This is a genomic window from Microbacterium sp. BK668, from assembly GCF_004362195.1.
GTDB lineage: Bacteria > Actinomycetota > Actinomycetes > Actinomycetales > Microbacteriaceae > Microbacterium.
This window is the reverse complement of sequence record NZ_SNWG01000001.1, coordinates 215,229-227,469: the sequence shown is the minus strand read 5'-3', so window position 1 is coordinate 227,469 and position 12,241 is coordinate 215,229. Positions and strand designations below refer to the sequence as shown.

Genomic DNA, 12,241 nt, shown 5'->3' with positions numbered 1-12,241 from the left:
GCGGACCCAGGAAGGAGAAGGATGCCGACGCGGGCCCAGCGGGTGACGCTCAAGGAGATCGCCTCCCAGACCGGCGTCTCATTGACGACGATCTCGAAGGTGCTCAACGGGGCCGCCGATGTGTCGTCCGCGACGCGGGAGCTCGTCGAGGAGCACCTCCGCAAGAGCGGCTACCGGCGGCGCAAGAGCCGGAAGCGCCACGAATACATCGAAGTGGTCCTGCACGAGCTCGAGGGCGAGTGGGCGCTCGCGATCATCGAAGGGGTCCGGGAGGCCGCAGCCGAGAGAGGACTCGCGGTCTCGCTCTCGGTGAGCGGCGACCGCCACGCGCCGGCGAGCGTGTGGCTCGAGTCGGTGATCCGCCGCGGGCCCACCGGCATCATCCTCCTCTTCGCAGGGATCCCGGCGGAGGGCCGCGAGAGGCTGGAAGCGCGCGGCATCCCTTTCGTCGTCATCGACCCGGCGGGCGATCCGGCTCCCGGCATCCCCTCCGTCGGCGCCTCCAACTGGGCGGGCGGTCTCGAGGCGACCCGGCATCTTCTCGGACTGGGACACCGACGGATCGCCGCGATCTCCGGGCCCGAGGACGTGATGTCGTCGCTCGCGCGGCTGGACGGATACCGCTCCGCCATGCGAGCGGCCCGGCTCCCGGTCGATCCGGCGTGGATCCGCTACGGCGAGCTCGATCGCTCGAGCGGTGAGCGGGAGGCTGCGGCGCTGCTGGCACTGCCGGACCCGCCGACCGCGATCTTCGCCGGCAGCGACATCCAGGCGCTCGGCGTCCTGCACGCCGCCGCCGCTCGGCGCGTGGACGTGCCGGGAGCTCTCTCGGTCGTGGGGTTCGACGACCTGCCCGTCGCCGAGCTGGCAAGTCCCCGGCTGACGACGATCCATCAGCCCCTCCGCGAGATGGCGGAGCAGGCCACCCGGCTCCTCCTGCGGCTTCTCGAAGACGCCGATCCGGAGCCGACCCGCATCGAGCTGGCGACGAGCCTGGTCGTGCGCGACTCCACCGCCCCCCCGCTCGCGGGCAAGTGACCGCGGCAAGGCTCAGCGGGTGCGGGCGACCAGCTCCTCTGACTTCTGCTGGAGGAATGCGCAGAGGGCCGAGAGCGTCGCCAGCTCGCCCGCCAGAGCCTTCACCGCGGACGCGCCGAGGCGCACGGCCTGCTCGCGGGGCTCGAACGTGATCGTCCACTCGGCACCGGGTTTCGCGGGAGGCTCGATGTAGATCTCGGTGGGGGAGTCCAGCAGCCGCATCGCCACGAGCCCCGTGTCGGCACCCTCTTCACCGTCCTGCGGGATGACGCGGATCGACCCCTTCAGCGGATAGCCGAGCCGCGTGAACTCCTCGACCCACGCCTGCAGGGTTGCGAATCGTCGATAGGGCATCCTCCACCACACCCCTTTCCGAGCGACGGTGCCCGTGACTCGATTATCCCGACCCGGCGACGGTTGGGCCAGTGCGCTCGTCAGGTCGCGGCGCAACATTTCTCGCCGATCCGGCCCCTCCGCCCGCTGAACCGACCTACTCTCTCGTCATGACACCGTCGCCGTCCGCGATCGCCACCACCGGGCAGCTCCGCGCGTCGGGGCACACCTTCCGTCCGCTGCGCGTCGAGCTTCGGGAGAACCTTCTCGCCGCGCTGGCCGCGGGGCGAGACCCGTGGCCCGGCATCCACGGCTTCGACACCACCGTCATCCCGCAGCTCGAGCGCGCGATCCTCGCGGGGCACGACATCGTGCTGCTCGGTGAGCGTGGTCAGGGCAAGACGCGCCTGCTGCGCAGCATTCCCGGACTGCTCGACGAGTGGAGCCCCGTCATCGAGGGGTCCGAGCTCGGCGAGCACCCGTTCCACCCCGTCACGCCGGCGTCCCTCCGGCGCGCGAGCGAGCTCGGCGACGACCTGCCTGTCACATGGCGGCACCGCTCGGAGCGCTACGCCGAGAAGCTCGCGACGCCCGACACCTCCGTCGCCGACCTGATCGGAGACGTCGACCCGATCAAGGTCGCCGAGGGCCGCTCGCTCGGCGACCCGGAGACCATCCACTACGGGCTCGTCCCGCGCAGCCACCGCGGTATCGTCGCGATAAACGAGCTGCCGGACCTCGCCGAGCGCATCCAGGTGTCCCTCCTCAATGTCATGGAGGAACGCGACATCCAGATCCGCGGCTACCTGCTGCGGCTCGACCTCGACGTCCTCGTCGTCGCCACCGCCAACCCCGAGGACTACACCAATCGCGGCCGCATCATCACGCCGCTGCAGGACCGCTTCGGCGCCGAGATCCGCACGCACTACCCGCAGTCCATCGACGAGGAGATCGCCGTCATCCGTCAGGAGGCCGGGCTCGTCGCCGACGTCCCCGACCACCTCCTCGAGGTGCTCGCGCGTTTCACCCGGAACCTCCGCGAGTCGGACGCCGTCGACCAGCGCGCCGGCGTGTCCGCGCGCTTCTCGATCGCGGGCGCGGAGACGATCGCCGCCGCGGCGCTGCACCGGGCCACGCGTCAGCACGAGGACGTCGCGGTCGCCCGGCCGGTCGACCTCGAGACGGCCGTCGAGGTGCTCGGAGGCAAGATCGAGTTCGAGACGGGCGAAGAGGGCCGGGAGCGCGCCATCCTGGAGCACCTTCTGCGCACGGCAGTGGCCGACACCGCGCGCGCCCATCTGCGGGGGCTGGACTCGCGCGTGCTCGTGGAGGCGCTGCACGAGGGCTCGACCGTCATGACCGGCGAGCAGGTGCCGGCCGCCGATGTGCTCGCGGCGATGCCGGTGCTCGGCGAGTCCGACCTGTACGACCAGGTCGCCGAGCGGCTGGACGCCCGCACGCCCGGCGAACGCGCCGGGGCGCTCGAGCTGCTCCTCGAGTCGCTCTATCTCGAGCGGCGGATCGGCAAGGACAGCGCGGCAGGAGAGACCGTCTATGGATAGCGGGACGTCCTGATGGTGCGGAGCTTCCACCGATCGTCGGCGCACCGGTCTCGATACGGTCGCTACACGGGCGGGGACCCGCTCGCCCCGCCGGTGGAGGTGCAGTCCGCCCTCGAGACGATCGGGCACGACGTCATGTCGGGCACGTCGGCCGAGCGCGCCCTGCGCGAGTACCTCCGCCGCGGCGATCGCGATCGCGAGGGCCTCGACGACCTCGCCCGGCGCGTCCGCGAGCGACGGGCGGAGCTGCTGCGCCGGCACCGGCTCGACGGCACGCTGGAGGAGATCCGGAGGCTCCTCGACCACGCCGTGCTCGAAGAGCGCAAGCGTCTGGCGAACGATGTGGAACTGGACGACGACGATCGCGCGTTCGCCGAGATGCGCCTGGAGAACCTGCCCGGGAGCACCGCGGCAGCCGTCAACGAGCTCGCCGACTACGACTGGAAGAGCCCCGCGGCGCGCGCCGACTACGAGCGGATCACGGAGCTCCTCGGCCGGGAGCTGCTGGACCAGCGGTTCGCCGGCATGAAGAACGCGCTCGAGAACGCCACCGACGCCGACCGGCAGGCCATCCGCGACATGCTGGGCGACCTCAACGACCTTCTCGAGAAGCGACGGCTCGGCGAGGACACGCAGGACGACTTCGACGAGTTCATGCGCAAGCACGGCGACCAGTTCCCCGAGAGCCCGCAGAATCTCGATGAGCTGATGGATGCTCTGGCCGCGCGCTCGGCGGCCGCGCAGCGCATGCTCAACTCGATGACCCCCGAGCAGCGCGACGAGCTTCTCAGCCTGGCTGCGCAGGCGTTCGGGTCACCCGAACTGATGCAGTCGCTCTCGCGCCTGGACGACAACCTGCGCTCGCTCCGGCCCGGCGAGGACTGGACGGGCTCGGCATCCTTCTCGGGAGACGAGCCGACGGGTCTCGGCGAGGCGACCGGCGTCATGCAGGACCTGTCGGACCTCGACGCCCTCACCGATCAGCTGAGCCAGATGTACCCCGGCGCGCGGATGGACGACATCGATCTGGACGCGCTCGCACGGCTGCTCGGCGACGACGCCGCCGTGAGCGCGCGGACCCTGCGCGACCTCGAGCGGGAGCTGAAGGACAGCGAGATGCTGCAGCGCGCGTCCGACGGAGCGCTCCGCCTCACTCCGCGGGCGATGCGCCAGCTCGGCCGCGCCCTTCTGCGCGACATCGCGACGCGCCAGTCGGGACGTCTCGGCCGGCGTGAGACGCGCAACGCCGGGGCGGCGGGGGATCGCACAGGTGCGACGCGGGAGTGGGCGTTCGGCGACACCGAGCCCTGGGACATCCCCCGAACCGTGTCGAACGCCGTCCTGCGAACGGTGGCCGACGGTGCGGATGCCTCGACCGGCGTGCGCCTGACCACCGGCGACGTCGAGGTCGTCGAGACGGAGCAGCGCACGCAGGCCGCCGTCGCGCTGCTCGTCGACACGTCCTTCTCGATGGCGATGGACGGCCGCTGGGTGCCGATGAAGCGCACCGCGCTGGCGCTCCACCACCTGATCTCGACCCGCTTCCGCGGCGACAGTCTGCAGCTCATCGCCTTCGCCCGCCACGCCGAGGTGATCGACATCGAGCAGCTCACGGCGAAGGACGCCGTCTGGGACAAGGGCACCAACCTTCACCATGCCCTGCTCCTGGCGCAGCGTCACTTCCGCCGCCACCCCACGGCTCAGCCGGTGCTCCTCGTCGTGACCGACGGCGAGCCGACATCGCACCTCGAGACCGACGGACATGTGCTGTTCGCCTACCCTCCCGACGCGCGCACGGTCGCCGCGACCGTCCGGGAGCTCGACACCGCGCACCGGCTCGGGGCGCAGACGACCTTCTTCCGGCTGGGTGACGACCCCGGCCTCGCACGCTTCCTCGACGCGCTCGCCCGGCGCGCAGGCGGGCAGGTCGTCGCCCCTGAGCTCGACGATCTCGGGCGTGCCGTCGTCGACAGCTACCTGGGGTCGCGTCACACCGGTCGAGGGTCGCCCGAGGACTTCGGCGACATGCTGCGCGGGCGCGCGTGGTGGTGACCGGAGTCAGCGCTCGGTGCCCACCTGCGTCACGAGTGCCTCCAGGGCGGAGAACGTCGCCCGCGGCGCGGATTGCTGCACGTTATGGGGATGCCCCGGGATCACGACGAGGCGGGCGCTCCCGGCCCGGTCGCGGAGCTCTCGACACCACTCCTCGCCCGCGATCGGGTCGCGTCCGCCGCGCACGATGAGCAGCGGCACCGGCAGTACGGCCACGCGCTCCTCGATGGGGTAGCCGACCATGTGGCGCAGCTGCGTCAGGTACCACGGGATGCCGCAGCGGATGTAGTCCGTCAGCACCAGCGCGTTCACGTTCGGCGGCTCGCGGAGCGAGTCGACCGCGAGCGCCGCCGTCTGAGCGAGCACGGACCGATGCCCGGCATCGACGACGGGTCCGATCGTGACGACCTGGGCGACGAGGTCGGGGCGCTGCACGGCGAGCTCCACGACCCACTGGCAGCCCATCGACTGCCCGATCAGCACGACCGGGCCGGCGTCGAGCGAGGCCACGACGTCCGCGAGCCCCGACGCCATCGCCGGCACGTCGACGTCGTGCGGCGGCTTGGGGAGTCCGCCGAAGCCGGGCAGGTCGATCGAGAAGACGCGACCCTCCGCCGCGAGGAGCGCGTGCAGCTTCGAGAGGTAGCGGTGGGACATCCCGATCCCGTGGACGAGCACGACCGGCGGGCGGCTGCTTCCCTCGGGGCCGGGGCTCTCGACGACGCCGAACACGAGGGGGCCGACGGCGAGCCGCCGCTGCGGGATCGGCATCCGTCATCCCTCCTTCCGCGTGATCTCGCGGATCGCGCGGGTGAGCTCGGGGGGAATGTCCCGCGCGAGGAAGCCGATCCCGACCTCGTCGGTCAGGCGGTCGCCGGCACGCGCGTGAGCCCAGCTGCCCCAGACCGCCGCCTGGGCCAGGGGCACTCCCCGTGCCGCGAACCCCGCGATCGCGCCGGCGAGCACGTCGCCGCTGCCGGAGGTGCCGAGCCCCGGCCCGCCGTGCGGAACGACCCAGGTCTCGCCGGTGGGCGTAACGACGCGCCCGTAGCAGTTGACGACCGCGTCGTAGCGCTGGGCGATCTCGACGAGGTCCGACTCGTCGCCCGGATCGCGGTCGGCGAGGATCGCCGCCTCCTCGCGATTCGGGTTGAGGATCAGTCCGGCCGGAAGGCGGCTGCGGTCCACGCGAGGAAGGATGCCGAGCGCGAAGGCGTCCAGGACGAGGCACTCGACGTCGAGCTCGGCGACGGCCAGGAGGGTCGATCGGGTCTCGTCGGGATCGTCGAACCCCGGCCCCACGAGCACCGCGTCCGCCGATTCGATCGACGACCGCGGACCGTCCGGCAGGGGCGCGTCCGCGTCCTCCGGCAGCGAATGGACGGCCGCCTCGGGCATCACCACGCTCAGCTGCGCGTCCACCGACGCAGGCACCACGACGGCGAGGCGGCCCGCGCCGACGCGGAGCGCCGCCTCGCCCGCGAGGAACACGGCGCCCGGCGACCGGCGGGATCCGCCGACGACCACGACCTCGCCGCGAGACTTCTTCGACTCGCCGGGATCGGGAAGGCCCCAGCTGCGCAGGAGGCCGGGCGTGACGTCGACCTCACTCGGGTTCGACATCGGGGTTCCCGGGGTGGACGGTGACGGGCGCGCCCTCGACCTGCAGGTGGCCCACGGCGGCGAAGTCGGCGAGCTCCCAGCCGCCGTCCCGGCGGACGAGCTCGGTGACGGACGCGTTCAGGACCGTGTGGGAGGCCGCGAAGTCCAGAAGCGCCTCCTCCTGCAGCGGCAGCAGCAGGTAGAGCATCAGCATGACGACGGCGTCGTGGGCGACGATGAGGGCGCCGCTCTCGGACGCCGGCTGCTCGTCGCGCAGGAACGACCGCAGGCGCAGCGCGACGTCCGCCCACGACTCGCCTCCCGGCGGCCGGTGGTAGAACTTGCCGAGGTGGCGGCGGCGCTCGGCCTCCTCGGGGTGCAGGCGCTCGACCCCCCGACGGGTGAGGAGATCGAGGACGCCGAGCTCGCGGTCGCGCAGACGCTCGTCGATGATCGCGGGGTCGCCGCGTCCGTCATCCCCGCGCGCGATCTGCAGCGTCTCTCGCGCGCGTCGGTAGGGCGATACCCAGCTGGTCCCGATCGCGTCGCGGTGGGCGCGCCACCAGACGCCGAGGGCCTCGGCCTGGGCGCGACCCGTCTCGGAGAGCGGCACGTCGGCATCGCGGATGTCGATCGGTATGCGCTCGAGCCCTTCGCGCTCCGCGTCGGTCGCCGCGATGTTCGCGACGCTCTCGCCATGCCGCACGAGCCAGAGCCGGGGAACCGCCATGCGATCAGGCTAGGGTGCAGCCCCGCGCCCGCGAACGGGTTGACAAGGCGCGCGCCGGTCCGGCTAGGGGCGAGGGCGGGGTCGGGCGAGCGGGAGGACCGCGGACAGGAGCCATCGCGGCACCCGGAACATGGGGCGGGCCCTGCCGAGCGCGTCGATGTCGGCCATCTCGCCGGGGGTCAGCGCGAAGTCGAAGACGTCGATATTGGCCGCGATGTGGGCGGGATCCGTCGACTTCGGGATGGCGACGAATCCGCGCTGGATGTGCCAGCGCAGGATCACCTGGACGGCCGACTTGCCGTGGGCCCGCGCCGCCGACACGATGGCGGACTCGTCGAGGAGCTTCCTCGACCCGTGGCCGATCGGGTACCACGCCTCGGCGGCGATCCCCTCCCGTTCCAGGAAGGGCAGGAGGTCGGGCTGCTGCCAGTGCGGATGCAGTTCGACCTGATCCACGACAGGCCGGATGCGCGCCGCCGGAAGCAGCTCTCCGAGATCGTCGGTCGTGAAGTTGCTCACTCCGATCGACCTCACCACGCCGCTGTCGACCGCTTCCTCCATCGCCCGCCACGCTCCGCGCACGTCGCCGACCGGCTGATGCAGCAGCAGCAGATCGATGGGACCGCAGTCGAGCCTCGCGAGCGAGCCGCCGATCGCCGCTTCGGCCTTCTCGTAGGCGTAGTCCGACGGCCAGAGCTTCGTCGTGACGAAGATGTCCTCCCGCGGAACTCCGGACGAACGGATGCCGCGTCCCACGGCGGCCTCGTTCCGATACGCGAACGCGGTGTCGAGGAGCCGGTATCCCGCCCGAAGGGCGGTCCTGACGCTCGCCTCGCACACGGCGGGATCCGAAACGAGGTAGACCCCGAGGCCGAGCTGCGGCATCCGCAGCCCGTTGGAGAGCGTGACGCTGGTCGTCATGCTCCGAACCTAGGACTCCGGCGACCGAGCCGCGAGGGGTCGCGGGCCACGTTGTGCCGTCCACTCGAGGGTCAGCCGATTCGGATGAGGATGCCTCGGACCGGTGGCGCGCTGCTGTCATCATGGGGCGCACACCGGCCCCTCGATCGGAAGGCCACCTCGTGAAGACTCCTCGCCGCCGGGTCGCGCGTCTGCTTCTTCCCGCTCTCGTCCTCGTCGCCGGATCGGTCGCCTTGGCCGGCTGCGCCGGCGAAGTGAGCGGCGTGGACGTCGCACAGGCGCGGGTGGCCGCCAAGGAGAAGGCCGTCGCGGAGGCGGAAGAGGATTTCGCGGCAGCGTCCGCAGAGTTCTGCGGTGCGAGCAGGGCCTACATCACGGCCCTCGACCGGTACGGCGACGTGATCACATCCACCGCGCCGACCGTCGGCGACGTGCGGGACGGCGGAGCGGATCTGGCGGAGCCGCGTGACGACGCGCTGCAAGGAGCGCAGGCGGCCGTCGAAGCGCAGCAGGCCCTCGTGACAGCCGAGCAGGAGCTGGCCGTCGCTCAGACCGCGCTCGCGGCTGCCGAAGCCGAGGCATCCGGCGCCGCAGCCCCCGAGGCCGGCGACGAGCCGGACGAGCCGTCTGCCCAAGGGTCTGCCACGCCGCTGGCCCCGGCTGCGACCGTCGACCGGGTGAGGCAGGCCGAGGAGCAGTTCGCGCAGGCGCAGGCGGGCATATCCGACGACACGCCGCTCACGGAGGCCTCCGAGCAGTTCAACAGTGCGGCCGTCGCTCTCGAGATGGCATGGATCCGCCTGTTCGTGGATGCGGGGTGCCTCACCGACGAGCGGAGGCTGGAGGCCGAGGAGGCGGCACGGGCCTATACGGCCGCGTTGCAGCAGGACCTGACGACCGCGGGCTACTACACGGGCGCCGTCGACGGCATCTACGGCCCGCTGACCGTTCAGGCGGTCGAGGAACTGCAGAAGGCGAGCGGGCTTCCCGTCACGGGGACCGTCGACAAGGCGACGGCAGAGGCGCTGCAGGCCGCGCTCGCCGCGGCCGGCGGCGCCGCCGCGGACGCCTCCCTGGCGTCGACGGCGGCGATTCAGCAGACGCTCAAACTCCTCGGGTTCTGGGACGGACCCGTCGACGGCGTCTGGACGCCGGAGCTCACCGAAGCGGTGAAGGCCTGCCAGGTCGAGCTCGGAGTCGAGCCGACGGGGACCGTGGATGCCGCCACCGTCGCGGCGTTCCAGAGGGCCGTCGCGGATCTCACGGAGTCGCTCGCGTCACCCGACCCCGACGAGCCGCAGCCGGAGCCCTCGCCCGAGGAGAGCGAATCGACGGACGAGTGAGCGCGGCCCCGTCGAGCGCCTCGACGGAACAGCGACGCTCGTGGTCGGGCAGCGCCGATTCGGCTCTTCCGCGCGGTGCACAAGTGCGCGCGGGAGCGCTCCCCGCTAGCGTCGATGCCACAGACCCGCCCTCGCAAAGGAAAGACGCGTGCCAGCTGAATCCACGCCCGCTCGAGGCCGCCCGAGCATCTACGACGTCGCGGCGCGTGCCGGCGTGTCCCACATGACCGTCTCACGGGTGATCAACGCGCAGACCAACATCAAGGAGTCGACGCGGCAGAAGGTTCTCGACGTGATCGCCGAGCTCGGCTATCAGCCGAGCTCCACCGCGCGCGCCCTCGCCTCGGGCCAGTCGCGGCGCATCGGCGTCGTCGTCGACGCCGCCGACCATTACGGCCCGAAGAGCATGCTGCTCGCGATCGAGCGCGCCGCCCGCGAGGTCGGCTTCAGCGTGGAGGCGTTCTCGATCTCCGGCCATCAGGAGGCGACGACCAGCACAGCACTCGCCGAGCTTGCCCAGCACGAGGTGGACGCCGTCTGCATGATCGCCCCGAGGCTCTCGTCGCTGCTCGCCGTCACCGGCGGGCCGGTGCCCGTTCCCACGATCGTCGTCGGCGATTTCGATGCCGAGCCCTCCGTCGCGACGGTCGCCGTCGACCAGGGCGCGGGGGCGGCCATGGTGGTCGAGCACCTCGCGTCGCTCGGCCACGAGTCGGTGCTGCATCTGGCGGGGCCCCTCGACTGGATCGATGCGCTCGCGCGCGAAGGCGCCTGGCGGCGTGCCATGGACGGGCGCGGCATGAGGGCCGAGCTCCTCGTCGGAGACTGGTCGTCGGACTACGGCTACGAGGTCGGGGCGTCGCATCCGCTCATCGAGCAGGTCACAGCGGTCTTCGCGTCGAACGACCAGATGGCCCTCGGCCTCATGCACGGTCTGTGGACGCGCGGCATCCGCGTCCCCGACGACATCAGCGTCGTCGGCTACGACGACACCCCGGAATCGCGACACTTCCTGCCGCCGCTGACGACGATCCGGCAGGACTTCCCCGCGGTCGGCCGCGCGGCGATGCAGGCCGTGCTCGGGTCGCTCGAGAAACGCGACGTGCCGCACCGGCAGCGCGTCACGCCCGAGCTCATCATCCGGGAATCGACCGCCCCTCCCCGTGCGGCGGACGCCGAGTGATGACGGATCGGCTCATCCCACGTCGATGAGCACTTTGCCGACGAACCCCTTCTCGACCGCGTCGTGTGCGGCAGCGGTCTCGGCGAGCGGATAGCGCGCCAGGGGCAGGCCGTGCTCCTCGCCCACCGGCAGAGCCCCGTCGGCGACGGCCGCCGCGACGGCGCGGACCGCGGCATCCTTCTGATCCGTGGCGATCGTGTAGGTCAGGATGAACTGCCAGCGGATGTTCTTGCCCATGCTCGGCCGGATCGGGATGGCGACCTCGGTGGCTCCCGGCGCGTCGGCATACGACGAGACGACGGCGTCCGGCCCGGCGACCGCGGCGTCGAGCGACGCGTTCGCGGCGACGTTCACCTCGACCACGATGTCGACGCCCGACGGCGCGAGCTCGGTGATCCGTGCCGCCGCGTCCGAAGCCGTGTAGTCCACGACGTGGTGGGCACCCGCGGCCTTCGCCAGCGCCGCCTTGGCGTCGCTGCTGACCGTCGCTATCACGACGGCGCCCGCCCACACCGCGAGCTGGATGGCCGCGTGCCCGACCGCGCCCGCTCCGCCTGCGACCAGGACCGTCCGGCCCGCGAGTGAGCCGCGCGTCAGCTCCGCCGGGCCCTCCGCGCTCGCCGCGAGGGCATGGTGAGCCGTCAGCGCGGGGATGCCGAGCGAGGCGCCGACGTCGAACCCCGCGTCCTCGGGAAGAGCCACGACCTGGCGCCGCGGCAGCACCACGAGCTCCTGCGCGGTCCCGTCGGGCCGCTGGTCGGCGGCATCCCACACCCACACCGGCTCGCCCGGCCGCAGATCCGTCACGCCCTCGCCCACCTCGTCGACGACACCTGCGCCGTCCTGGTTCGGGACCTGGGGCCGCTCCAGCGGCGCTCCGCCACGGCGGGCCTTCCAGTCGGTCGGATTGACCGCCGAGACGTGGATGCGCACCCGGACCTCGCCCGGTCCGGCATGCGGCGCGTCGCGATCGACGAGCCGGAGGACGGAGGATTCGCCACGGGACGAGTACACGACAGCTTTCATGCGGCGGGCCTTTCGGGGACGTGCGGGCGCCGGTGTCCGGAGGTTCCGGGACCTCTGCCACGCTAACGGCGTGCCGGAGGGCGCGGGCATTCCGGATCGATGTCGCGCTACATCAAGTCGTCGGCGCGCGCAAGCCCGAGCCTGAACGCGAAACGGCTCCTACCGTGGAGGAAGCCGGTCGAACGATCGAGATCAAGGAGACGACATGGGACTCGACGACAAGATCAGAAACACCGCCGAGAAGGCGGGCGGCAAGGCCAAGGAAGCCTTCGGCGACGCCACCGACAACGAGCGCCTCGAGGCCGAAGGTCAGGCCGACCAGACGAAGGCCGACCTGAAGCAGGCCGGCGAGAACGTCAAGGACGCCTTCAAGTAAGTCCGAGAGCAATCGCCCTGCGCCATAGGCGCAGGGCGATTCTCATTTGTCGCCCGAGGGCCGCCCGAGACTCCT

General features: G+C 71.8%; 12 protein-coding genes. 6 read left to right on the top strand and 6 right to left on the bottom strand.

Annotated features, from left to right (window positions below; all coding sequences use genetic code 11):
- Positions 1-21: 21 nt before the first annotated feature.
- On the top strand, positions 22-1,038 hold the full coding sequence (locus EV279_RS01025; protein ID WP_133541092.1) for a LacI family DNA-binding transcriptional regulator: 1,017 nt from the start codon (positions 22-24) through the stop codon (positions 1,036-1,038).
- Between the two features lie 12 nt (positions 1,039-1,050).
- On the opposite strand, the gene EV279_RS01020 is transcribed toward EV279_RS01025, so the two are convergent.
- Entirely contained in the window at positions 1,051-1,392 is a 342-nt protein-coding gene (locus EV279_RS01020) for a hypothetical protein (protein ID WP_133541091.1), read from the bottom strand.
- 149 nt (positions 1,393-1,541) lie between these two features.
- On the opposite strand from EV279_RS01020, the gene EV279_RS01015 reads away from it, so the two are divergent.
- Positions 1,542-2,933 (top strand): sigma 54-interacting transcriptional regulator, encoded by a 1,392-nt coding sequence (locus EV279_RS01015; protein ID WP_133541090.1) that lies wholly within the window; start codon positions 1,542-1,544, stop codon positions 2,931-2,933.
- A gap of 12 nt (positions 2,934-2,945) precedes the next feature.
- Complete coding sequence (locus EV279_RS01010) at positions 2,946-4,985, top strand: VWA domain-containing protein (RefSeq protein WP_133541089.1); 2,040 nt, start codon at positions 2,946-2,948, stop codon at positions 4,983-4,985.
- 6 nt (positions 4,986-4,991) lie between these two features.
- On the opposite strand, the gene EV279_RS01005 is transcribed toward EV279_RS01010, so the two are convergent.
- From EV279_RS01005 to EV279_RS00990, 4 genes are all read right to left on the bottom strand, one after another.
- Complete coding sequence (locus EV279_RS01005; RefSeq protein ID WP_133541088.1) at positions 4,992-5,756, bottom strand: alpha/beta hydrolase; 765 nt, start codon at positions 5,754-5,756, stop codon at positions 4,992-4,994.
- A gap of 3 nt (positions 5,757-5,759) precedes the next feature.
- Entirely contained in the window at positions 5,760-6,608 is an 849-nt protein-coding gene (locus tag EV279_RS01000) for an NAD(P)H-hydrate dehydratase (protein ID WP_133541087.1), read from the bottom strand.
- Positions 6,592-7,317, bottom strand: coding sequence for a histidine phosphatase family protein (locus EV279_RS00995; RefSeq protein WP_133541086.1), 726 nt, complete (start codon positions 7,315-7,317; stop codon positions 6,592-6,594). Before EV279_RS00995 ends, EV279_RS01000 begins: the two co-directional genes overlap by 17 nt.
- 63 nt (positions 7,318-7,380) lie before the next feature.
- The gene (locus tag EV279_RS00990) at positions 7,381-8,238 is read right to left on the bottom strand and encodes an aldo/keto reductase (RefSeq protein WP_133541085.1); all 858 of its coding nucleotides are present in this window, start codon (positions 8,236-8,238) and stop codon (positions 7,381-7,383) included.
- 161 nt (positions 8,239-8,399) lie between these two features.
- Here EV279_RS00990 and EV279_RS00985 point away from each other — a divergent pair, with 161 nt between their 5' ends.
- Positions 8,400-9,581 (top strand): peptidoglycan-binding domain-containing protein, encoded by a 1,182-nt coding sequence (locus tag EV279_RS00985; RefSeq protein ID WP_243728389.1) that lies wholly within the window; start codon positions 8,400-8,402, stop codon positions 9,579-9,581.
- Between the two features lie 148 nt (positions 9,582-9,729).
- Positions 9,730-10,764, top strand: coding sequence for a LacI family DNA-binding transcriptional regulator (locus EV279_RS00980; RefSeq protein WP_243728388.1), 1,035 nt, complete (start codon positions 9,730-9,732; stop codon positions 10,762-10,764).
- Between the two features lie 12 nt (positions 10,765-10,776).
- Here the strand turns inward: EV279_RS00980 and EV279_RS00975 are convergent, their stop codons facing one another.
- Positions 10,777-11,790 carry an NADPH:quinone reductase gene (locus tag EV279_RS00975; RefSeq protein ID WP_133541083.1) on the bottom strand — a complete coding sequence of 338 codons (1,014 nt, stop codon included), beginning with the start codon at positions 11,788-11,790 and terminating at the stop codon, positions 10,777-10,779.
- A 205-nt stretch (positions 11,791-11,995) separates the two neighbouring features.
- Between EV279_RS00975 and EV279_RS00970 the strand changes: the two genes are divergently transcribed.
- A complete protein-coding gene (locus EV279_RS00970) occupies positions 11,996-12,166 on the top strand; it encodes a CsbD family protein (RefSeq protein ID WP_133541082.1) in 171 nt (56 codons plus the stop codon).
- Positions 12,167-12,241 lie beyond the last annotated feature (75 nt).